This window comes from Tepidanaerobacter syntrophicus (genome assembly GCF_001485475.2).
GTDB lineage: Bacteria > Bacillota > Thermosediminibacteria > Thermosediminibacterales > Tepidanaerobacteraceae > Tepidanaerobacter > Tepidanaerobacter syntrophicus.
The window spans coordinates 249,931-272,261 of record NZ_DF977002.1 but is presented as its reverse complement, the minus strand read 5'-3'; the positions used below and the strand labels follow the sequence as shown (position 1 = coordinate 272,261).

Below are 22,331 nucleotides of genomic sequence, written 5' to 3'. Positions count from 1 at the left end.
AGGTGAAAAAACTCAAAACTGTTTTACTGATCTTTGCAATACTTTGCGGGATGCTGCTGCCTTTTCTGCAAGATAAAAAAACAGCCCTTGCAGCACAGAGCCTTGAAGGCTATATAATAGACATGAATACCCAAGAATCTTGGATTAAGGTAGAAGAATACAACGGAAATCAAAAGCAGTTTAAAGTCACAGCGGACACAGCTTTAAACATAGATCAGATACCCGTCTATCTTAATGATTTAAAAATTGGAATGGAAGTATATGGAGAATATAACAGAGATACACTTATCTATCTTGAAAGTTGGTCTACTGAAAATCCCGGATATATTCCTCCGGGCGGAAAGGTCCGCGCAGGTATTATCAAAAAAATTGACAGAGACCAAATAATATTAAGGCTTACAAGTGGGAAAGAGGAGACATATTATACAACACCTGCCACTATTGCCATAAAAAATAGTGTAAACGTGCCTTTAAGCACTTTGTACGAGGGCGATTGGGTCCGCCTTTACTTTGACGAAAAGGATTCTGATATTATTAGCCGTATGAAAATTCAAGGAGACTCAGTTAAGATTAAAGCTTTATACAAAGGACAATTAGATGCTGCAAGTATGGTAGATGACGCCCTGGTTTTAAAAAATGCCCAGATTTTCCAGAATGGAAGCTGGCAAGAATATAAAAATATATTGCGTATAGACTACTTGACAAATTTCCCGGTGTATTATGCGGGAAAGGCTATACCTTTCAACAATCTTAAATATCTTCAAGGCAAAACTATTTATATAGCGGCAAAGGACTTTTTTGGAAAAGATACGGCAGAAAAAATGGTTATAAAAAGTCAATATGAGACCACATTTAGTGACAAAATACAAGAAATCAACTGGTATGCATCGGCATTTGAACTTAAGAACAAGCGAAATATTGATTTTAACGAGGGTACCATCTTTATAAAAAATCAACGCATAGTAGACGGATACTCGGTGACCCCCGGCACAGACGCTCTTGTGGTAGCCGATGGCAAAGGCGAAAAGGCATTGGCGAGCATCGTATATATTTACGATCAAGATATAAATAATTCGAATATCGGTCAGTATTATTTCTATTCAGGCAAACTGGAAAGTGTTTTAGAAAATAAAGTTACACTTTCAGATTTCTTTATACTCAATCACAATGATTGGGAATCCTTTGACGATGAAAAAGAACTTTACTATGACAATGACACATACATCTTTGACATGGAAAAAATGAAGAAAATAACCCCGGAAGAATTTTTTGCCATGGACTATGGGGTAGGCGAAAGCAGTTCTTCGGACAGAAAATCTTGGTATGCTTACGCCTATACTGATGGCGACAGAATAGCGGCTGTAGTATTAAAAAAGGATATGGATTCATTACTCAGACAGCGGGTAACCATCGGCACAATAAACAAAATCGAAAATGATGGAGCTATTGGAGCCAGTGTTACACTGACAGATGCAAAAGACTGGAGCAGTAGAAATGAAAAATGGATGCCTAAGTCGCTGCCGGTAAAAGTAAGGATTGAAAAAGCATTGCTGATTAAAGATGATAGGGTTATAAGCTTTGAAGATCTGCAGGCAGGAGACAGCATATATATGCTGCGAGATGACTTTGAAGGCAAATTCTTATTAGTAAAGTAGGGAAGTGTATGATTATTAGAAAACTAACCGCATATTTTGTTCTTATAGTATTCTTGACAATTCCATTTCAGGCATATGGAACGCCTTCCGGTTTTGAAGGCGGTGTAAACAATGAATATCTTTATGAAGAGATGGTTTTTGTCAGCGGCAAGCCCATGAAATTTTCCGGCGAACTTGCAATATCAGAAGGTGGGCGAGGCGATACCGAAACTATAACCTATAAGTATAACCTTACCGGTGATGATAGTACAGTAAAAACAAAACTTACCCGAAGCGTTACATTCTCAACAAACTACAATAACCGAAATGATAAAGGGCAAGTTATTGGCCAGACTACTTTAAGCAAGTACTCGGAGAAAATAGAGATAGGTGAAGATAAATACGAACTTGAGGACTTCCAATTTTCAAAGTCTGATGTCATAGACAAGAGGCCGGCCTCAGACTTTTACTCAGGAAATTTTGAGGGCAGAAAGTATTACACCATAAACCGAGACGAGGGCCAAGTAATAGTTACTATTTCCGGGGGCGATGTTGGATACAATAATTTTTGGGGAAGCACGGAAACTCAAATAATTAATTATTATATAACTTCCAACAGAAAGGTAACTGACGAAGAAGGCAACCAGGAAACGGTGTCCTGGGAAGGAAGTGCAAAGGTCCAGGTGTCAGACAGCTTAACGAAAAAATTGGTATATTCCGAAAACGAAGCCACCCTTTCCAGCTTTGACGGGGGATATATCCGCACAACTAATAGAGAGATGGTTTCAAGATATGATTACGACATGCCAAAAATCCAAAATGGCATCATCGACAGCAAGAAACGTTCTAGCGGCAAGGTAAATCTCTCTGCAGAAATGGTGCCGAAAGTGGAGCGTTTGGTTGTTCCTAAATTCCGGGATGTAAAAGGGCACTGGGCTGAAGAATATATAACTAAACTTTATTCACTGGATGTATTTGATGAGAGCCAGACATTTTTTACGCCTGAGATACCGATGACTAGAGCTGAATTTATTAAAGGAGTTATTAGAGCTTGCGATATAAGGCCTACTGTTGAGCAAACAAGCACAGCAAGGACAAGCAGGCGAAAACAGCCTCCTGAAACATCGCCTTTTAAAGATGTAAAGGTAGAGGATAAAAATTATCAGTATATAAAAGAAGGCTTAGAAAAGGGGATAATGACAGGAGTTTCAAGTGTCTATTTTAAACCTAATGACCCTCTCACGAGAGCAGAAGCGGTTACTGTTCTCATTCGCGCCTTAGGATTCGGAAATAGAGCGCCAAACCCCGGATATTATACTTATTTTTCCGATGACGACAAGATTCCATCATGGGCAAAAGATAGCGTATATGTAGCTCGCGAAATTGGCATTCTTGAAGGCGACAGTTATAACAAGTTCAATCCGGACAAAATTATGACACGTGCGGAAGCATCAGCGATGCTGATAAGATTTTTAGAGTTTCTAGAAAAAGATTTACAGCAGGATTATCGAGAAAATATAATCTTGTATAATTAAATCAAAATCCTTCGCTTTGCTTAAAATGACAGTAAGATGTAATACTAAATCGTGCTTTTGTCATTTGTGCGCTAGCGAAGGATTTTTTTTGTTTGTGAACAACCGTTTTAAGACCATTTTCCTATTGCATTTTTTTATCAACATTCATGTGGATAAGTTATCCCCATTGTGGAAAAGTGCATTCAGCTTAGACAAAATCTTAAGGACAAGGTTTAAAGTTATCAACAGCTGTTGATAACTCTGTGGATAACTTAATTATTTAGACCTACATAATCGGTCTATGTATTTTTTTATTATCACTGAAAAGGCTCTACAAAGAAGAAACTAAATTATTTTTTTAAATAGGTCTTATGTTTTTTGCCCTAATTTTTTGCTAATTTGTTAAGCTTTGTATCGGAGGTGGAATTTGCCCGCCTCGCCTGGCAAAGACTGACGAATCAAATGGGTTCACCGGCATTACAGGGGCTCTTCCCAAAAGGCCGCCGAACTCTACAAAATCTCCTGCTTTTTTACCCGGAGCAGGTATTATTCTAACAGCAGTAGTCTTTTTGTTTATAACCCCTATTGCCATTTCGTCTGCAATAATAGCAGTAATAGTCTGGGCTGAGGTATCGCCGGGAACGGCAATCATATCAAGACCTACCGAGCATACACAGGTCATTGCCTCAAGTTTTTCTAATGTAAGCGCTCCGTCAACTGCGGCGCGTATCATGCCTGCATCTTCGCTGACAGGTATAAAAGCCCCTGAAAGACCGCCTACATATGAAGTTGCCATTGCTCCGCCTTTTTTAACGGCATCGTTTAAAAGCGCTAAAGCAGCTGTTGTTCCGGGGGCTCCGCAGCGTTCAAGACCAATCGCCTCTAATATATTGGCCACGCTATCTCCTACAGACGGAGTTGGAGCAAGAGACAAGTCTATAATCCCAAAAGGAACTCCCAACCGTCTTGAAGCCTCACGGCCGATAAGCTCCCCGACCCTAGTGATTTTGAAAGCCATGCGTTTGATGGCCTCTGACACTTCTCCTAAATCTGCATCTTTAGGAAGATTCGATACAACGGTATTTACTACGCCCGGTCCGCTAATTCCTACATTGATGGCGCTTTCCGGCTCTCCTGGGCCGTGAAATGCTCCTGCCATGAAGGGATTGTCATCAGGAGCATTGGCAAAAACTACCAATTTAGCGGCTCCGATTCCATTTTCTTTTTCGGTTAAACGTGCCGTCTTTTTAATAATGCTTCCCATTGCTTGTACTGCATCCATATTTATGCCGGCCTTTGTGGTGGCTGCATTTACAGAGGCACAAACCCGCAAAGTGGAGGACAGAGCTTCGGGAATGCTATTTAAAAGGTTCATGTCCCCCGGCGTAAAACCTTTCTGAACCAATGCGGAAAATCCCCCTATAAAGTCAATGCCAAGTTCTGCCGCAGCCCTGTCCATAGCCGAAGCTATCGGAGCGTAGTCGCTTTCGCTGCAGCTTTCAGCTACGAGAGCTATGGGAGTTACAGAAATTCTCTTATTTACAATAGGAATGCCAAACTCCTTTTCAAGCTGTAGAGCAATCGGCACCAGTTCGCTGCCTCTTTCCATTAGCTTGTCATAAATTTTGCGGGCAGTATAAGAAACTGAAGGACCTGAGCAGTCCCTGAGACTAATCCCCAAAGTTATCGTTCTAATATCCAATTGTTCGGCTTGAACCATGCGTATAGTCTCGATTATTTCATCTCGGGTAAAATTCATTGTGCGGCCTCCTTAAATCCTGTGCATAAAATGAAAGACTTCTTCTCTCTGAGCGTCGACTCGGACTCCGATTTTTTCTCCCTTTTCGGAAAGCTTAACTTTTAAAGCCTCAAAATCTATATTCGCTTTACTTATATCTACTACCATTATCATGGTAAAAAGACCTTCGATGGCAGTTTGCGTAATGTCAAGTATATTCACATTAGCTTTCGCAAGGACATCGGATATGCCTGCGATGATTCCTACCTTGTCTTCGCCTATTACAGATATTACTGCGCGAATACTGGGAATTTCAGCAGAATAAGCGGGTTCCGGCACCTGCTGGCCTCCTACGAATAACTTCATCCCTTCTTTTGCTGCATAGATTTTAGCTTCTTTTGTTATTAGTGTTCCCGGGGGGAATTCAACAACTTCTTCTCCCTTATGCTGTTTTAGTACATCAAGCGTAACAAGTATCTCCAAGTTTTACTTACCTCCTGTTATTTTTGTTGTAATCAGTATAAAGCAAAAACCAAAATGTAGCAACAATTATGTAAATATCTTTTGTCTATCTTGTTACAGATTTATTGAAAAAAAATAAGCTGCCGCCTTATCGTCCGTGCGGCAACTTATTAGAATTTATTAAGATTAAGCACCTTCAAAGGATTTTCTTCGCATTAAAATGAGCATTTCTTCTAGCGAATTTAAGAATTCCGGTATACTTTCATCTCGCAAGCTGTAGTAAACGTACTTGCCTTTGTTTCGACTTTTGACAATACCTGCACTTCTTAAAAGTTTAAGATGTGTTGAGATGTTGGCTTGGGAACTTCCAACAGATTCAACCAGTTCAGATACTGTCCTTTCCCGTTCTTTTAAAGCTTCAATAATCTTTAAGCGTGTATTATCGGCTAAACTTCGTAAAAACTCAACTTTGTATTCAGAAAGGCTCAATACCAACAGAAGAACCTCCTTTCTGCCGGCTAATTGGGTATCTTATTTTACATTAGCTGAGGTTTTAAGGTATTTCTCATCAGCTATTTTCCCCCACTCATCGGCGTAGGGTTTGAGCTTCTCTGCAAATTCTTCCGGTGTCTCATCTGCGCTTAGCTGAGTAGAATATGCTTTGCTCTCTTGTACAATTTCTACCATTAATTCAGGATTGTCAATAAGCGGGCATGGTCTGTGATGATTCATATTAAATGGCTGGCGCTTTTGGTATGCAAGCATAAGCGGCGACCTAAGAGCATCTTTTAGCGATACATCTTTTATGTTGCATGTTGCATAGTGGATGAAGGCACATGGTTCTACATCTCCATGGGCATTGATGTGCAAATAGCGTCTACCTCCTGCGATACAACCATTGGAAGCTTCGCCGTCGTTCCAGAAGTCCATGATGAAAATTGGCTTTGTGCGTCTGTATTCCAGAATTTTATCGTACATATAAGCTCTTTGCTCCGGAGTTGCCATCATTTCTACATCTGCGTCCCGCCCAACAGGTATATAAGTGAAATACCAAGCATAAGTAACACCCTTGTCTACCAGCATATCTACAAATTCTTCGCTTGCAAGTTCTTCAGTATTGTATCTGTTGTATGTGGTGGAAACGCCGTAGATGAGGCCGGCCTTACGCATCCTGTCCATAGCATCCATTACTTTTTTGAAAACACCTTTGCCTCTGCGGGCATCAGTCGTTTCTTCAAAACCTTCAATACTGAAGGTAAGGGTGATATTACCTACACGTTTCATATCTTCGATGAACTTGTCATCTACCAAAGTTCCGTTTGTAAAAAGCAGGAATCCCTGGGAAGAATGTTTCTCGGCAAGCTTTACAATATCGTCCTTGCGCAAAGTAGGTTCGCCACCGGACATGATTATAAAGTAAATCCCCAATTCTTCACATTCAGTAAATATCCTATCTAATGTATCGAAATCAAGCTCATCTTTTTGCGAGTATTCACCTGCCCAACAACCGGTGCAATGCAGATTGCATTTTGCAGTGGGATCGATTAAAATTGCCCAAGGCACCGAGCAGCCCAATTCCTGCGCCATTTTTTGCTGCTTGGGGACACCGAGGAAGTTTGCATTTAAGAAAAAGTTTATGCCAAGTTTTTCTTTTACCTTCGGATCGGTTTCGGCAAGAAGCCTTTGCCCAAGCTTATACCAGTTAGAGTCTTTGTTTTGTAGGAATGTTTTAACTGATTCAAGATCTTTCTTTTGATGTTCAGGCATTGGCAACTTTTCTGCCCAACTTATAAGTCTATTAAAATCTTCCATGTCCTTTGAGAGAAGATATTTAAGACCTTGAGCAAGTACTTTTTCGCCTAAATATGTGTGAGCTAAATCCATCGAAATTACCTCCCTTATATAATCATATAAGCATATAATTATATATTATTATAATACAGGTAATATACTTTGTCAAACAGGCTGCAGAGTAATTAACTTTTGATAAGAACCTGTTATATACTTTTATACCTTATTATATATCCTAATGCACTTTTATAAACGATGGTTTTTTTAAATCTACACTGTTTATATGTTTTCCTCTTACTTGCTACATAATTTATCAAAAAAAATTCGTAAATAGTATTGAATTTCTAGTCAAACTGTGCTTTAATTGTATTTGCGTATAAAACTTGCAGCTATAATCTTTGCGGATTATACAAAATATTTGAGTGAAAATCATTGATTGAAAGGGGAGTGACTCTCAATGAGATTTGATGAGCAGCAAGAAACACCGCTTTTTGCCGCCCTGAAAAAATACGTGAACGATAAAACTGTTTCGTTTCATGTACCGGGCCACAGAGGCGGCAGAGGAATACCTGAATTTTGTGATTTTGCAGGAAGAAATATTATGTCAATTGATGTTACTTCCGGAATCTTGGATCTAGATACCATATGCAACCCCACAGGCGTCATTCATGAGGCCGAGGAACTTGCGGCACATGCCTTTGGCGCAGATCATGCTCATTTTTTGGTAAATGGCACAACCTCGGGAATCCAGGCCATGATATTATCGGTTGCCGGACCGGGCGATGAGATAATAATTCCGAGAAATGCTCATAGGTCAGTAGTTGGTGCGCTTATTTTAAGTGGGGTGCATCCGGTTTATATAAAGCCAGTAATAAATGAGTATATGGGAATAGCCATAGGCATAACCGTAGAAAGCGTAAGACGCGCCCTTGTGGAGCATCCAAACGCAAAAGCTGTTTTTGTAATAAATCCCACATATTACGGAGTAGCTTCAGATCTTAAAAAGATTGTGGAGGTAGCTCATTCCTATGGAAAACCCGTTATAGTAGATGAAGCCCATGGAGCACATTTGAAGTTTCATCCCGATTTGCCGCTGTCGGCAATGGAAGCGGGAGCAGATATTAGTGCGACAAGCATGCATAAACTTGGGGGCTCCCTGACACAAAGTTCGATTTTACTGGTAAAAAGCGATTATGTAGATGACAGAACAGTCAAAGCAGCCTTAAATCTTACCCAAACCACCAGTCCATCGTATCCTCTTATGGTATCACTGGATGTGGCGCGCAAGCAGATGGCTTTAAAAGGCAGACAAATGCTGGATGAAACCATAAAGCGGTGCGAAAGGACGCGGAGGCAGTTAAACAGTATAGAAGGCATTTATGTGATGGGACATGATATAGAAGGCACCGAAGGGTGTTTTGCATATGACCCGACAAAACTTGCCATAAATTTAAGAGAATTAGGTCTGTCGGGCTTTGAGACGGAAAAAATCTTAAAATACAAATATCATATCCAAATGGAACTGTCGGACTTATACAATGTTCTTGCGGTTGGAGCTATTGGCGATACAGACAAAAACATGAACATTCTGATTAACGCAATAAAGGATATTGCAGCGAAAAACAGGCGGAAAAACGTAGTAAAAGTACCTGCCGATATTCCTGATAATCAAGAAATGGTAGTCTCTCCCCGCTTTGCATTTTACAGCGAAAAAAGAGTTGTCCTATTAGAAGATGCAGAAGGTGAGATAAGTACCGAGATGCTCATGGCATATCCGCCGGGCATACCGATTTTGTGCCCCGGAGAGCGAATAACCCGGGAAGTCATTGACTACGTCAAAGCATTAAATTCCGAAGGCTGCCACCTCCAGGGGACAGAAGACCCCGAGGCAAAAGCAATAAAAGTTCTGGCAGATGCCCAAGCAGTAAAATATTATGAGAGAATAAAACAAGTGGTATAAAAAAGAACTGCTGTAGAGGGAAAGAATTTTGTTCTACAGCAGTTCTTTTTTATTTCCTACTTAATTTTCTTTAGGCGCAAAGGCTTTTAGCAGTTCTATAGGCAGTGGGAATAAAATTGTGGAGTTTTTCTCCACTGCTATCTCGCTAAGCGTTTGAAGGTAGCGCAGCTGCAAAGCGGCAGGTTCTTTTGATATAACTGAGGCAGCTTCCAAGAGCTTTTGAGCAGCTTGGTATTCGCCGTCTGCAGCTATTATTTTAGCACGGCGCTCCCGTTCTGCCTCTGCCTGCTTAGCCATAGCACGCTTCATAGTATCAGGCAGCTCGATACTCTTTATTTCCACAGCGGTTATCTTTATGCCCCATGGATCAGTATCTTCATCTAAAAGCCTGCGCAGTATTTCGTTGAGTTCTGAGCGCTTAGACAATATCTCGTCCAGTTCATGCTGGCCTAGCACGGAGCGCAGTATAGTTTGGCCAAGTAGCGTTGTGCTCTGAGTGTAATTTGCAACCTTAGTGACAGCAAGCACAGGGTCAAATACATTAAAATATACAACTGCATCTACTAATACAGGAACATTGTCTTTCGTGATAACCTCTTGTTTCGCCACATCTATGGTAAATGTGCGCAAGTCTATTTTTACTACTCGATCTATTCCAAAAGGGAAAATAATGTTAAAGCCCGGCTCTATAATTCCGATAAGTCTGCCTAAGCGAAAAAGGACACCGCGCTGATATTCATTTATTATTACAACCATGCTTGGCAGAACTATAAATGGTACGATCATTAAAACTACCAAAGTAAAAAGCGGACCTACCGGCATAATAATAAAAGGGTACCGGCTTGCTCTTATTGTAAAAATAGCAATTGTGCCCCATATGGCTAAAGTGCCGAGAACTACGCCAAATACAGAGTACTTTCTTCGGGCTAATGCAAGAAAAACCCATACAAGCCACCATACAGCCTCAGCAGCTATTATGGCAGTTAAAATCGTAACTAGCGGGTTCATATAATCACTCCTCTGCAAATTCAATCGCATTAATTATATCACTACAACAAAGTTAAAACATAAAAGGCCTTAATTTTTTTTGTTGTAATACAAAACAAATCATGGTAATATTTAATATTATAATTTATTTTGCAGGTATCTGCCGGATGGAGTGAGATAATGGATGACAGAAACAAACCTATCGGAGTTTTTGATTCAGGTATAGGCGGCCTTACTGTGGCCGGCGAAATTATGAAACTGCTTCCTAATGAAGACATAATTTACTTCGGGGATACTGCCCGGGTGCCTTATGGTTCCAAATCTCCCGAGGTAGTTACTCAATTTGCCTTTGAAGGCCTTAGGTTTTTAATAAGACAGGACGTAAAACTGATTGTAGTGGCCTGCAATACCATTAGCGCAACTTGCCTTGACGAACTTTGCAAGTCGTCTCCCGTACCGGTTATAGGTGTGATAGAGCCCGGAGCAAGAGCTGCGGCGAAAGCCACAAAAAATAATACCGTTGGCGTCATCGGAACTGAGCGAACGGTAAAAAGCGGCGCGTATGAAAATGCGATTCACAGACTAAATGATAGGGTAAATATATATGCTAAGGCCTGCCCGCTTTTTGTGCCCTTAGTGGAGGAGGGGTGGCTTGAAAACGAAGCTGCTTTTTATACAGCAAGAATATATCTTGAGCCTCTTAAAGAGTTTAAAATCGATACTTTGGTATTGGCCTGTACCCACTATCCTCTTTTAAAGAAAACCCTTCAGCGGGTTATGGGACCAAATGTAAAGCTGGTAGATTCCGGCGAAGAGACTGCGATAGAAGTTCAGCGGATTTTAAGAGAAAAAGATTTAGAAAAGAAAAGTGAAGTTTTAGGTTTTCATCAATATTTCGTAAGCGACAATCCGACAAAATTCGTGAGGGTAGGAGAAAATTTTCTAAAAAGGCCTATAGATCCTATAAATGTAATTGACCCTCAAATAAATTAATTCTGTTTTAACCTTTTCCGCTTAAAAAATCCTTTAGCCCCAGCATTGCCATTATATAACCATAGATGCCGAATCCGCAAATCTGCCCGATGCATGCGCCGGCAGTAACGGATTTTCTCCTAAACTCCTCCCGTGCGTGGATATTGCTTATATGAACTTCGATAGCAGGTATACTGACGGATTTTATGGCATCATATATGGCGATGCTGTAATGGGTATAGGCTCCGGGATTTATGATGATACCGTCAAATTTTCCATAAGCTTTTTGAATGTAGTCTATAATTTCGCCTTCGCTGTTGCTTTGAACGATAGCAAGGGATATATCCATTTCTTTGGCGGCCTTATAAAGCAAGTCGCATGCCTCTTCATAACTTTTAATTCCATAAACATCTCTTTCTCTAATTCCCAGCATATTTATATTTGGACCATTTATGATAGTTATGTTCATAATCTTACCTTCCTTATTCTATGGTTTTTACAATATTGAGTATCCTATCAACCGCATCTGAAATTTCTCTGTCATTTAAAATCTCAAAATCCGAATATTCCTTGTAAAGGTCATATCTTATATCATAAAGCTTGTATATGTTTGAAATGTCATCAGCTAAAAGGGGCCTTACAGAAGCATCTATGTCGCTGATAATATTTTCAAGAGGCCGGTTTATAAAGAACACTATGCCGTTTTGCCTTAAAAGCCGCATATTTTCACTGTTGAGCACAGTGCCTCCGCCGGTTGCAATTACGGTTCCTCTCCGCTCCGAAATTTCTCTTACCACACGGCTTTCAATAGATCGAAAATATCTTTCTCCACAAGTCCTGAATATTTCCTTTATACTTTTATCAAATTTATTTTCTATATATTCGTCAAGATCACAAAAGGACATATTTAAATTTTCTGCAAGCAGCCTGCCAATACTGGTCTTGCCGGAGCCGGGCATGCCTGTAAGAACGATATTGCGGTAATTTTTCATAATCCATCTTCCTCACACAAGAAAATTTTATATAAGAAGATCTTTGAGATCTTCTTCAATAACTTGGTCTATCACAGTATCATAAATAGCTATCTTGTGCCACATTTCCTGAGACTTTGCCGCTTGAGCGACAAGCATATAAATACCGTTTATCGCAGGAATATTAAGTTCTTCCGCCATTTGAAGAAGAAGGGTTTTTAGAGGATTGTATATTACATCAACAACAGCCCCGAATTTTGAAATTACATCCTTTGAAACAGGAGATGCATCTACGTTCGGATACATGCCTACAGGAGTACAGTTAACTAAAATATCAGCTTCTTTTATATTCCTTAGCTTTTCATATGATATTATCTCTAAGTCTTGAAATACAGAGTCTGCCTTTTTGCCTCCGCGGCTTGCCAGGACGATGCGCCTTGCCCCTGCATCTAAAAGATAGCATACAACTGCCCTAGATGCGCCGCCGGTTCCTAAAACTACGGCAGTTTTACCGGCCGGGTCTATGTTATATTTTTTGAGCATCATGCCAAAACCGTAATAATCAGTATTTGCGCCTGATATTCTATCTTCCTGAATTATTAAGGTATTAACCGCCCCTATCTTTTTTGCTTCCTCTGAAATATCATCCAAGTATTTAATAATTTGTGTTTTATAGGGGATAGTAACATTTGCTCCCTTTATGCCGAGGGCCTTAAGTCCTGCAACTGCATCGGCCAGCAGTTCTCTTTTTACTTCAAAAAGGCCGTATTTTCCCGATATGCCGGTTTTTTCAAAAAAGGCTTCATGTATCTTCGGCGAAAAGCTGTGAGAAAGTTTTTCTCCTATAAGACCATATATATTGCTCATTCCTTCACCTCTTCCTGGACTGCTTTGCTAAGTTTTATAATCACAGCAAAGAACTCCTCTAATTTTTGACCGAGAGTCGGGTCTTTAAGATAAAGCATGTTTTTTGCAATTACTTCTTTTTCCCGCGCTTTGTCTGTTATAGGCAGATTGTTTTTTACTTTATAGCGCGCAATTTGACGAGATACTTCCATCCGCTCTTCAAACAACGCTACAAGTTCTTTATCTATTCTGTCAATCTGCTCTCTTAGTTTTTCCATTGTATCCATTTTTCACCGTACCTTTCCAGCAGGAAATCTAAAATTACAACAGAGGCAGCAGCTTCTACCACCGGCACTGCCCTTGGAACAATGCAAGGATCGTGACGGCCTTTTATACAAATAGAAGACTCCTCAAATTTTGAAATATCTACGGTTTTTTGAGGAAGGCTTATGGAGGGAGTAGGCTTTACCGCAACCCTAAATATTATCGGCATTCCATTGGTAATACCCCCCGCTATGCCGCCGCTGTTGTTGGTTGATGTTCGTATTTTGCCGTTTTCTATTACAAATTCATCATTAGCCTTAAAGCCCCGCATTTTCGTGATGTCAAAACCTGCCCCAAATTCAACGCCTTTTACAGCAGGTATGGAAAATAGTATATGGGCAAGACGGCTTTCTACGCTGTCAAAAAACGGAGAGCCCAGTCCTGCCTCAAGGTTTACAACTGCGGCTTCGATAACACCGCCTACTGAATCTTTTTCTTCTTTTGCATTCAGTATGCATTTTTCCATTTTTTCGCCGGCATCCTTGTCTAGAACAGGCAATGCAAGATATCTGAGGGATTCAAGGGTTTCTGCCTTAAGATTTACATAATCGAAACTTTTATCTTCTATATTATGGATGCTTTTGATATGACTTCCTACTGCAATATTCTGTGTGCTGAGAATTTGTTTTGCAATCGCACCTGCAAAAACCAGGGGAGCCGTTATTCTGCCGGAAAAATGCCCTCCTCCTCTATAATCATAAAATCCGTCGTATTTTATAAAAGCGGTATAATCTGCATGGCTTGGACGCATCAGGTTTCTTATTGCCGAATAGTCTTCAGATCGGACATTTCGATTAAAGATTATACCGCAAAGGGGAGCCCCTGTAGTCATGCCATTAAAATAGCCGCTGAGAATTTCTACCTCGTCAGCCTCACTTCTGGCAGTGGAAAGAGAACTCTTGCCGGGACTGCGCCTTGCCATTTCTGATTTAATAAATTCCATATCAAGCTTTATACCCGGCGGCAGTCCGTCTAAAACGACGCCGATTGCCTTACCGTGAGATTCGCCAAAAATTGTGATTTTAAACTTATGACCGAAAGAAGAACTCATCAATCTGTCCTCCCAACTTTACAAAATCCTTCCAAAATCCCGGATAAGATTTATTTACTGCATCGCTTCCCTTTATTATAACGGGCATTTTGCACCTTACGGAAGATATGGCAAGGGCCATTGCTATTCGATGGTCATTCCAGCTGTATACTACCCCGCCTTCTAACATATCCCGCCCTTCTATTATAAGACCGTCCGGCAGCTCCCGGATTTTTGCTCCCAATTGGCCAAGTTCAGAGGACATTGCCTTTAATCTGTCCGATTCCTTGAGTCTCAGCCTTTCAGCATTTGTTATTTGGGTTGTTCCGGAACTTAGAGCTCCAAGCACCGCAACTATGGGAACAAGGTCAGGGCACTGAGAGGCGTCGATTACAGAACCGACGGTCCGACAAGCCTTGGCTCTGATGAAACTGCTGCCGATTATAGGTTTTGCTCCCATTTTTTTAATTATATCGATTATGTATTTGTCCGGCTGCTTTGAATTAATATTAAGATTAAGACAAGTAACATCTCCCCCTAAAACGCCTGCCGCAAGCCAAAACGCGGCTTGGGAAAAATCTCCTTCCACTATGTAATCAGCGGGTTTGTAACTCTGACTGCCACTGATTAAAAATCTTTCATAATTTTGGTTCTTTATCTTTATACCGAATTTTGACAAAACTTCTAGCGTAAGGTCTATATAGGACCTTGATTCCAGCGGAGATTTTATAATAATCTCAGAATCGCCTTCAAGGCATGGAAGAGCAAAAAGCAGACCCGATATGAACTGAGAGCTTACATTGCCCGGTATCTCAAATATATCAGCCTTAAGTTTTCCTAAGACGGTAAGGGATAAGCCATCTTCCCCAAGTTGGTAGTGGATGCCCTGTTTTTCAAAAATATCATAATAAACATCAAGGGGCCGCGAAAAAAGCCTGCCGCTGCCGGTAAATGTAACATGACTGCCGAAAAGCAGAGCAACAGGTATTAAAAAACGCAGGGTAGAGCCGGACTCCTTGCAGTCAATTACGAGGTTCTCCGGTATATTCTCAGGCTTTATTCCTTCTACAGAAATATCATTTGCTTTATCATCCATATAATTTCCCAGATACCTGATATTTGCGCCAAAAGCCCGCATTCCCAGGATGGTAGCCGAAATATCATCTGAAAAAGCTACATTTTGGAGGACACTATTCCCCTGAGCAAGGCTTGCGCATATAACGGCTCTATGACTTATACTTTTTGACGGCGGAACCAAAACTTCGCCCTGTGGACAGGGAAGTGACACCTCAAGGTTTTTCAATGACAACACCTACTTTGACAATTTATAGTGCAAAAAATTTCGGGATTTCTTCTTGGGCGATTTTCTTGACAAAACATTCGCCGATGGATTTTAGCAGCACAATATTAAGATATGAACCACTGCCTTTTTTATCCGTACTCATATTTGCTATAAGCTCAGGCTTATTTACCGGGGGAAGCTTATAAGGAAGATTGTATTTTAAAAGGACTTTTTTCAATAAAGTACTGGTATTATTTGCTGTTATGCCAAGCTCCTCGCTTCTTTTAGTTATTTGGTACATCCCCATAGCAACCGCTTCACCGTGAGTATAAGTAGTATAGCCGAAATATTTTTCGATGGCGTGTCCTAAGGTGTGGCCAAAGTTTAGTATCATTCGAGAGCCCATATCTCGCTCATCTTCTTCCACAACCTGTTTTTTAACGCTGAGGCATGCAAGAATTATGTCTTCCATATGTTCTAATAGTTCTTCCTTTGTCTCAAAGCTTAAAAGTCTTTCAAATAGTGCACTGTCCCTTATACATCCATATTTTACTACTTCCGCCATTCCATCGCTGAAAAATCTTGCATTTAATGTCAAAAGCACCTTTGGGTCTATAAATACAGCTAAGGGGTGATAAAAACTTCCAATTAGATTTTTGCCCTCCGGAAGATCAATACCTACTTTGCCTCCTATACTGCTGTCAACTTGAGCAAGAAGACTTGTAGGAACCTGAACATAGGGTATGCCTCTCAAGTAAGTGGCCGCCGCAAACCCTGCCAAATCTCCCACAACTCCGCCTCCCAATGCAAGAACCATGTCCCAGCGGCTTATTTTGTTCATTATAAGCTTTTTATAGACCTTCATAAGAGTATCGCAAGATTTACTTTTTTCACCAGGCTCAACCTGTATAAGGCAAGGGCTAAAACCGGCTGTACTCAGTGAATTCATAACTATTTCGCTGTATAATGCGCCTACATTCGTATCGGTAATAACAGCGACTTTTTTTGCCTCGGTTATACCTTTTAACATTTCGCCGATTTTAGTGATTAATCCTTCTTCTACACATATAGGGTAACTTTTATCTTTCAGATTTATTTCTAGTGTCGGCACCCAGATCAAAACTCTCCTTTCGCTCGCATGCCTTTGCCAAGAGAAATTTTAGGCGGCTGTAGTCTTTTTTACTTACAGCTTCTTCGAAATCCCATATATTTTCTTTAAAAATTTTTAAGTGTTTTAGAACATATTCTGAATTGTCAAGAAGCAGCTGAGCCCAGAGGTCCGGGTTTATCCGAGCTACTCGCGTCATATCCCGAAAGCTGCCGCCGGTATAAAGGGTTTCTTCGGCCATAATGGGATCCAGAACTATTGATGCTGCGATGATATGAGGCAAATGGCTTACAAATGCTATCATGTCGTCGTGCAGACAAGGGTTGATACAAACCACATTGCCGAAACCCAGAGTTTTTGCGATTTCTTTTATTAATTCGATGTTTTCAGGTTTATTTTTTTCGGTAGGCGTTATTATATAATCTGCGCCTTCAAAGATATTGTCTCCGGCAAACTCCAACCCCTTGCTTTCCCTGCCTGCCATGGGGTGACAGCTGATGTAATCTATGTCATCTCTTAAAACAGGAGCTATAGCAGATAAAAGAGGAACCTTAATACCTGCCGCATCTATAATGATAGCACCATGTTTGAAATTATCCATATGCTCTTTTACAAATTCTACAGTTTCTCTGGGATAAATGCAAATAAATACGATGTCCGATTTTTGGAGGGGTTCTCTTGCGGACAAAAATCCCCTGTCTATGATGTTAGTACTTTCAGCATGATCTAAAACATTGGTGTTTACGTCTATTCCCCATAAATTTTTAGGGTTAAGCTTTTTTTTAACGGACATTGCAAGAGAACCGCCTATAAGTCCGAGACCCACTATGGCAATATTAAAGTCAGAAAAGTCCAATTCGACCACCCCTATATTTCTCGGCCCTGAAGTTTTGCTATTTCTCTAATGCTTTCCATCAAATGCTGGAATTTTTCAGGTTTTATGGATTGGTTGCCGTCTGATAAGGCATTTTGAGGATCGTTATGCACTTCTATCATCAAACCGTCTGCCCCCACTGCCACAGCAGCTTTGGCAAGAGGTTCCACCATCCACCATATGCCTGCGGCATGGCTGGGGTCGACTATTACCGGAAGGTGGCTCTGTTTTTTGATAACAGGTATTGCGCTTAAATCCAATGTGTTTCTGGTATAAGTCTCAAATGTCCTAATACCTCTTTCACATAATATGACATTTTCATTGCCGCCTGCCATGATATATTCGGCAGCCATCAAAAGCTCTTCAATAGTTGCTGAAAGTCCGCGTTTGAGTAAAATCGGTTTAGTAGTTTTGCCCACAGCTTTCAGTAGTTCAAAGTTTTGCATATTCCGTGCGCCTATCTGGATAACATCTACATCTCTTTCAAAAAGATCCAGTTTGTCCGGTGACATCAATTCCACCACAATGGGAAGGCCGGTTCTTTCACGAGCTTCTTTTAAAAGTTCTATGCCTTCTTCTTTAAGGCCTTGGAAGCTGTAAGGGGATGTTCGAGGTTTGAAAGCTCCTCCCCGCAAAAAACCTGCACCTGCCTCCTTCACTTTTTCTGCAACTTCTAGAATTTGCTCTCTGCTTTCCACAGAACAAGGCCCGGCGATTATTGCAAGTTTTTTACCCCCGATGGTTCTGCCTCCCACGGTAATTATTGAATCCTCCGGATGAAATAGTCTGCCTGCTTTTTTGTAAGGTTCCTGAACATGGATCACTTTTTCCACACCTTCGATTCTCTCAAAAACCTCTGAGTCAACCTTACTGGTATCTCCCACCATGCCTATGATATGGTAGTTAAGGCCTATTGATTCATAAACCTCCAGCCCCATATCAACTATTTTGTTTTTAACAGCTTCAACATCATTGGGATTTGCATTTTTCTTCATAACAACTATCATACCTTTCCCTCCTGAAAATAATTTTTTGGTAAAATAAAAAAAGAACCTCATCAAGTGAGATTCTTTTTTATCTGCGTAAAAAAATACAATTTGACAGTTTAAGTAACTATATGCCGGCCTCTAAAGACGGCTTATACCTATATTTAAATCTGCCGGAAACCCCACTTATGGAAAAGACTATTTTTTTGCAGAACCAATAACCAGTGCTAAAGTAAAAATAGTACTGGCTAAAAAAGTAATAAAGTCCTGCAAATGTCTTTCCGTTAAGGTTTTCCATTTATCTGTAATCCTCCGAAATAAAATGTAAAAGTATTTTTATTATTATATGAAATCAATTGGATAAAGTCAAGCACATTTTTGGATAAGATCCTAAAATTTTGCAAAAACCCGAAATACGCTTAAGTTCTTCAATCGCCGATTTAAGAGGCTCTATGCGTCTGTGGCCTTCTACTTCGATGAAAAAAATATATTCTCCTAAAACTCGTCTGGAAGGCCTGGACTCAATTTTTGTTAAATTTAAATTTTTATCTGCAAATATCTTTAAACACGCAAAAAGACTGCCCGGCCGGTTAGCCGTTGAAAAAACAATAGTAGTTTTATCATTGCCTGTAGGTTCCGCATCTTTGTCGGATAAAACATAAAACCGTGTCATATTGTTTTTGCCGTCTTGTATATTATTTGCTATTACTTTAAGGTTGTAGAGCTTTACAAGAGATATTCCGCCTACTGCGGCAACGCCCGGCAAAGCTGATTCAGATGCTATTCTTGCTCCTTCTGCGGTGCTGGATACCTCTTTGAGTTCTGCATTAGGCAGATTTTTCATCAAAAACTTGCGGCACTGATATAAAGCCTGAGGATGGGAATATACGTATTTGATTTTATCAAAAGGGATTTCTTCTTTTGCAAAAAGATGCTGAGTGATAGGCAGCACTACTTCAGCATGAATCTTAGCATCAGCTTCGTGAATAAGGCAGTCAATGGTGGTATTAACGGAACCTTCAAGAGAATTTTCTATCGGAACTATTCCCATATCGATTTGACTGTCCACCGCATTTATAACATCGATAATCGTGGGAAAGGCTATCTTTGTGCAAGCTTCCGGGGCAGTCCCTGACTTTTCTATCCAAACATCCAAAGCTTCCTCTGAAAATGTACCTTTCGGCCCTAAGAATCCTATATTCATAATCAACCTCCACAGCTTACTGTAATTTCTTTTCATAGATTATAACATAAGCTGCCTTAACTGATAATACAGAATTTCTTTTATTTTTCTACCCGTTTTTGGCAATAATTTTTGTTTGACAAGGTTATTCGGCTGTGGTATAGTAGAGCAAGTAAAAAACAAATCGAATGCAAGCACCTTTAAATCTGGTCCAGAGAGGCCGGCAAGGTTAGGCGCATTTTTAAACTGGGGACAAAAGTGCCTTTTCCTGCTGGGGAAAAGGCTTTTTAAAAGCCAAAATTACTGTCCCGACTAAAATACAGCGACAAAAACCAAACCCTGCCCCTTGCGGACAGGGTTTTTTTAAAAATCATAGAGGGAGGCGCTTTATGTTCAGCAAAAAACATCTCCTAGGTTTGGAATATGTAGAGAAATCAGATATTGAAGTTATTTTAGATACGGCTGATTCCTTCAAAGAAATCATCGACAGAGATGTCAAGAAAGTCCCCACCCTTCGTGGGAAGTCAATAGTTAATTTGTTTTATGAACCGAGCACCAGAACCCGCACTTCCTTTGAACTTGCCGGTAAGTATTTAAGTGCCGACACTATCAATTTTTCCTCCTCAGGAAGCAGTGTCCAAAAAGGTGAAACTTTAAAAGATACTGTGAAAACCTTAGAAATGATGGGCATTGATGCAGTAGTTATCAGACACAGCTCATCGGGAGCTGCAGAATATATTTCAAATTATGTCAAGGCATCCGTTATAAACGCCGGAGACGGCACCCATGAACATCCCACCCAAGCCCTTCTTGACATGATGACAGTTAGAGAGAAAAAGGGCACGCTTTCAGGCCTTAAAGTCGCCATTTTTGGAGATATACTATACAGCAGGGTAGCTCGTTCCAACATTTTCGGCTTTACAAAAATGGGTTCAGATGTTTATGTAACAGGTCCTTCTACCCTAATACCGAAAGATATAGAAAAAACGGGAGCAAAAGTTGTTCCCACATTAGAGGAAGCAGTGAAGGATGCAGATGTGGTAATGGCATTAAGATTACAGTTAGAGCGTCAGAAAAAGGGTCTTTTCCCTACAGTGCGAGAATATTGCAAGTTTTTCGGACTGAATAGGGATAAATTAGCCCTTGCAAAATCTGACGCTCTTTTATTGCATCCGGGACCGGTAAATCGGGGAATCGAGCTTACTTCAGACGTAATCGACGGCAGTCAATCCATGATAAATGAACAGGTAAAAAATGGTGTTGCAGTGCGCATGTCAGTTCTATACCACCTGATAGGGGGAAGCCGATAATGAAAAAGCTTTTAAAAAACGCAAGGGTAATAGACCCGCTTCAAAATTTGGACTCTAAAAAGGATATACTAATCGCTGACGGCCGCATTGCTGACATAGGCGGCAATATAGATATAAGCGGGGCAGAGATAATAGAGCTTTCAGGCATGATAGTAACCCCCGGCCTTATAGATATGCATGTGCATTTTAGGGAGCCGGGCTATGAATATAAGGAAGACATTGAATCCGGCAGTATGAGCGCTGCAGCAGGAGGATTTACTTCAGTTGCCTGCATGCCCAACACAAACCCGCCAATAGACAATGCGGCCCTTGTTGAATATGTAAAATCAAGGGCGGCTTCTATAGGCAAAATAAAGCTTTTACCTATAGGCTGTGTATCAAAGGGACAAGAAGGCAGAGAAATTGCAGAAATAGGAGATATGGCTTCTTGCGGCGCTGTGGCATTTTCTGATGACGGAAAACCTGTATCCGACAGCTCCCTTATGAGAAAAGCCATGGTTTACGCTTCTGCCTTTGACAAAATAATCATAGACCACTGTGAAGATTCGGCGCTTTTCGAAGGAGGCCAGATAAATGAAGGCTATATTTCCACACTTTTAGGCCTTAGCGGAATTCCTGCATGTGCCGAAGAAATAATGGTGGCAAGAAATATCCTTATTGCAAAAGAAATGGGGGTTGCTGTTCATATAGCCCATGTAAGCACCAAAGGTTCGGTAGAGCTAGTAAGAAGGGCAAAAAGCATAGGCGTTAAGGTAACGTGCGAGGCTACGCCGCATCATCTCATACTTACTGAAGATGCAGCTATGGGATACAACACAAATGCGAAAGTCAACCCGCCGCTTAGAACAAAAGAAGATACAGAAGCGCTGATAGAAGGATTAAAAGACGGCACGATTGATGCGATAGTTACAGATCATGCCCCACACCACATAGACGAAAAAGACGTGGAATTTGACAAGGCGGCTTTTGGGATTGTAGGTCTTGAAACATCCTTAGGCCTTATTCTGACTCATGTTGTAGAAAAAGCCGGTGTGAACCTTTCTACTGCAATTTATAAGATGACAGCAGGTCCTGCTGCAGTATTAGGCATCGAGGGAGGCACACTAAAAATAGGAAGCGCTGCGGATATTACAGTAATAGACCCGAATCTTGAGTGGACCGTGGACAAAAACAAATTTTTCTCAAAAGGGAGGAATACACCTTTTGACGGATGGAAGCTGAAGGGTAAAGCGGTCATGACACTAATGGACGGCAAAATAACTTATACTGATGAGACTATGCATAATTATTCATAAAAATAGATTGACCATCTGATTATTTAGGTGTTAAAATACAATAAAATGAATAAATATACTATAT

21 protein-coding genes are annotated in these 22,331 nt (G+C 40.6%); 6 read left to right on the top strand and 15 right to left on the bottom strand.

Going from position 1 to position 22,331, the window contains the following annotated elements:
- Positions 1-2 precede the first annotated feature (2 nt).
- Both TSYNT_RS08820 and TSYNT_RS08815 read left to right on the top strand, forming a co-directional pair.
- Entirely contained in the window at positions 3-1,655 is a 1,653-nt protein-coding gene (locus TSYNT_RS08820; protein WP_059033187.1) for a hypothetical protein, read from the top strand.
- A gap of 8 nt (positions 1,656-1,663) precedes the next feature.
- Positions 1,664-3,169 carry an S-layer homology domain-containing protein gene (locus tag TSYNT_RS08815; protein ID WP_083497722.1) on the top strand — a complete coding sequence of 502 codons (1,506 nt, stop codon included), beginning with the start codon at positions 1,664-1,666 and terminating at the stop codon, positions 3,167-3,169.
- Between the two features lie 373 nt (positions 3,170-3,542).
- Here TSYNT_RS08815 and TSYNT_RS08810 read toward each other — a convergent pair whose 3' ends face one another.
- The 4 genes from TSYNT_RS08810 to TSYNT_RS08795 form a co-directional block, all read right to left on the bottom strand.
- Complete coding sequence (locus TSYNT_RS08810; protein WP_059033185.1) at positions 3,543-4,907, bottom strand: PFL family protein; 1,365 nt, start codon at positions 4,905-4,907, stop codon at positions 3,543-3,545.
- A gap of 12 nt (positions 4,908-4,919) precedes the next feature.
- Positions 4,920-5,189 carry an ACT domain-containing protein gene (locus tag TSYNT_RS12130; protein WP_059033256.1) on the bottom strand — a complete coding sequence of 90 codons (270 nt, stop codon included), beginning with the start codon at positions 5,187-5,189 and terminating at the stop codon, positions 4,920-4,922.
- 345 nt (positions 5,190-5,534) lie between these two features.
- Positions 5,535-5,843, bottom strand: coding sequence for an ArsR/SmtB family transcription factor (locus TSYNT_RS08800; protein WP_059033183.1), 309 nt, complete (start codon positions 5,841-5,843; stop codon positions 5,535-5,537).
- A 36-nt stretch (positions 5,844-5,879) separates the two neighbouring features.
- Positions 5,880-7,232: a radical SAM/SPASM domain-containing protein gene (locus TSYNT_RS08795; RefSeq protein WP_059033181.1), complete on the bottom strand. Its 1,353-nt coding sequence runs from the start codon at positions 7,230-7,232 to the stop codon at positions 5,880-5,882.
- Between the two features lie 364 nt (positions 7,233-7,596).
- On the opposite strand from TSYNT_RS08795, the gene TSYNT_RS08790 reads away from it, so the two are divergent.
- Positions 7,597-9,099: an aminotransferase class I/II-fold pyridoxal phosphate-dependent enzyme gene (locus TSYNT_RS08790; protein ID WP_059033179.1), complete on the top strand. Its 1,503-nt coding sequence runs from the start codon at positions 7,597-7,599 to the stop codon at positions 9,097-9,099.
- A gap of 60 nt (positions 9,100-9,159) precedes the next feature.
- Here TSYNT_RS08790 and TSYNT_RS08785 read toward each other — a convergent pair whose 3' ends face one another.
- Entirely contained in the window at positions 9,160-10,107 is a 948-nt protein-coding gene (locus tag TSYNT_RS08785) for a slipin family protein (RefSeq protein ID WP_059033177.1), read from the bottom strand.
- A 159-nt stretch (positions 10,108-10,266) separates the two neighbouring features.
- On the opposite strand from TSYNT_RS08785, the gene murI reads away from it, so the two are divergent.
- Positions 10,267-11,079 (top strand): glutamate racemase, encoded by an 813-nt coding sequence (murI, locus tag TSYNT_RS08780; RefSeq protein WP_059033175.1) that lies wholly within the window; start codon positions 10,267-10,269, stop codon positions 11,077-11,079.
- Between the two features lie 7 nt (positions 11,080-11,086).
- On the opposite strand, the gene aroQ is transcribed toward murI, so the two are convergent.
- The 10 genes from aroQ to pheA all read right to left on the bottom strand — a co-directional run bounded on the left by aroQ (position 11,087) and on the right by pheA (position 19,683).
- Positions 11,087-11,527 (bottom strand): type II 3-dehydroquinate dehydratase, encoded by a 441-nt coding sequence (gene aroQ, locus TSYNT_RS08775; RefSeq protein WP_059033172.1) that lies wholly within the window; start codon positions 11,525-11,527, stop codon positions 11,087-11,089.
- 13 nt (positions 11,528-11,540) lie between these two features.
- The gene (locus tag TSYNT_RS08770; protein WP_059033170.1) at positions 11,541-12,050 is read right to left on the bottom strand and encodes a shikimate kinase; all 510 of its coding nucleotides are present in this window, start codon (positions 12,048-12,050) and stop codon (positions 11,541-11,543) included.
- Between the two features lie 27 nt (positions 12,051-12,077).
- Complete coding sequence (aroE, locus tag TSYNT_RS08765) at positions 12,078-12,896, bottom strand: shikimate dehydrogenase (RefSeq protein ID WP_059033168.1); 819 nt, start codon at positions 12,894-12,896, stop codon at positions 12,078-12,080.
- A complete protein-coding gene (locus TSYNT_RS08760; protein WP_059033254.1) occupies positions 12,893-13,153 on the bottom strand; it encodes a chorismate mutase in 261 nt (86 codons plus the stop codon). Before TSYNT_RS08760 ends, aroE begins: the two co-directional genes overlap by 4 nt.
- The gene (gene aroC / locus TSYNT_RS08755) at positions 13,141-14,250 is read right to left on the bottom strand and encodes a chorismate synthase (protein ID WP_059033165.1); all 1,110 of its coding nucleotides are present in this window, start codon (positions 14,248-14,250) and stop codon (positions 13,141-13,143) included. Before aroC ends, TSYNT_RS08760 begins: the two co-directional genes overlap by 13 nt.
- Entirely contained in the window at positions 14,228-15,532 is a 1,305-nt protein-coding gene (gene aroA, locus TSYNT_RS08750) for a 3-phosphoshikimate 1-carboxyvinyltransferase (RefSeq protein WP_059033164.1), read from the bottom strand. Before aroA ends, aroC begins: the two co-directional genes overlap by 23 nt.
- Positions 15,533-15,554: 22 nt before the next feature.
- On the bottom strand, positions 15,555-16,622 hold the full coding sequence (aroB, locus tag TSYNT_RS08745; protein ID WP_059033162.1) for a 3-dehydroquinate synthase: 1,068 nt from the start codon (positions 16,620-16,622) through the stop codon (positions 15,555-15,557).
- Complete coding sequence (locus tag TSYNT_RS08740; protein WP_059033159.1) at positions 16,591-17,475, bottom strand: prephenate dehydrogenase; 885 nt, start codon at positions 17,473-17,475, stop codon at positions 16,591-16,593. Before TSYNT_RS08740 ends, aroB begins: the two co-directional genes overlap by 32 nt.
- A gap of 11 nt (positions 17,476-17,486) precedes the next feature.
- A complete protein-coding gene (aroF, locus tag TSYNT_RS08735; protein WP_059033157.1) occupies positions 17,487-18,500 on the bottom strand; it encodes a 3-deoxy-7-phosphoheptulonate synthase in 1,014 nt (337 codons plus the stop codon).
- Positions 18,501-18,831: 331 nt separating this feature from the next.
- Positions 18,832-19,683 carry a prephenate dehydratase gene (pheA, locus tag TSYNT_RS08730; protein ID WP_238142681.1) on the bottom strand — a complete coding sequence of 284 codons (852 nt, stop codon included), beginning with the start codon at positions 19,681-19,683 and terminating at the stop codon, positions 18,832-18,834.
- 368 nt (positions 19,684-20,051) lie between these two features.
- Between pheA and TSYNT_RS08725 the strand changes: the two genes are divergently transcribed.
- Positions 20,052-20,972 carry an aspartate carbamoyltransferase catalytic subunit gene (locus tag TSYNT_RS08725; RefSeq protein ID WP_059033153.1) on the top strand — a complete coding sequence of 307 codons (921 nt, stop codon included), beginning with the start codon at positions 20,052-20,054 and terminating at the stop codon, positions 20,970-20,972.
- On the top strand, positions 20,972-22,267 hold the full coding sequence (locus TSYNT_RS08720; RefSeq protein ID WP_059033151.1) for a dihydroorotase: 1,296 nt from the start codon (positions 20,972-20,974) through the stop codon (positions 22,265-22,267). The genes TSYNT_RS08725 and TSYNT_RS08720 overlap by 1 nt, the downstream gene beginning before the upstream one ends.
- Positions 22,268-22,331 lie beyond the last annotated feature (64 nt).

Coding starts and splice junctions, on each gene's coding strand:
- TSYNT_RS08815 (WP_083497722.1), top strand. CDS start 1,664: ATGATTATTAGAAAACTAACCGCATATTTTGTTCTTATAGTATTCTTG.
- TSYNT_RS08810 (WP_059033185.1), bottom strand. CDS start 4,907: ATGAATTTTACCCGAGATGAAATAATCGAGACTATACGCATGGTTCAA.
- TSYNT_RS08795 (WP_059033181.1), bottom strand. CDS start 7,232: ATGGATTTAGCTCACACATATTTAGGCGAAAAAGTACTTGCTCAAGGT.
- TSYNT_RS08790 (WP_059033179.1), top strand. CDS start 7,597: ATGAGATTTGATGAGCAGCAAGAAACACCGCTTTTTGCCGCCCTGAAA.
- TSYNT_RS08785 (WP_059033177.1), bottom strand. CDS start 10,107: ATGAACCCGCTAGTTACGATTTTAACTGCCATAATAGCTGCTGAGGCT.
- murI (WP_059033175.1), top strand. CDS start 10,267: ATGGATGACAGAAACAAACCTATCGGAGTTTTTGATTCAGGTATAGGC.
- aroQ (WP_059033172.1), bottom strand. CDS start 11,527: ATGAACATAACTATCATAAATGGTCCAAATATAAATATGCTGGGAATT.
- TSYNT_RS08770 (WP_059033170.1), bottom strand. CDS start 12,050: ATGAAAAATTACCGCAATATCGTTCTTACAGGCATGCCCGGCTCCGGC.
- aroE (WP_059033168.1), bottom strand. CDS start 12,896: ATGAGCAATATATATGGTCTTATAGGAGAAAAACTTTCTCACAGCTTT.
- TSYNT_RS08760 (WP_059033254.1), bottom strand. CDS start 13,153: ATGGAAAAACTAAGAGAGCAGATTGACAGAATAGATAAAGAACTTGTA.
- aroC (WP_059033165.1), bottom strand. CDS start 14,250: ATGAGTTCTTCTTTCGGTCATAAGTTTAAAATCACAATTTTTGGCGAA.
- aroF (WP_059033157.1), bottom strand. CDS start 18,500: ATGATAGTTGTTATGAAGAAAAATGCAAATCCCAATGATGTTGAAGCT.
- pheA (WP_238142681.1), bottom strand. CDS start 19,683: ATGAATATAGGATTCTTAGGGCCGAAAGGTACATTTTCAGAGGAAGCT.
- TSYNT_RS08725 (WP_059033153.1), top strand. CDS start 20,052: ATGTTCAGCAAAAAACATCTCCTAGGTTTGGAATATGTAGAGAAATCA.
- TSYNT_RS08720 (WP_059033151.1), top strand. CDS start 20,972: ATGAAAAAGCTTTTAAAAAACGCAAGGGTAATAGACCCGCTTCAAAAT.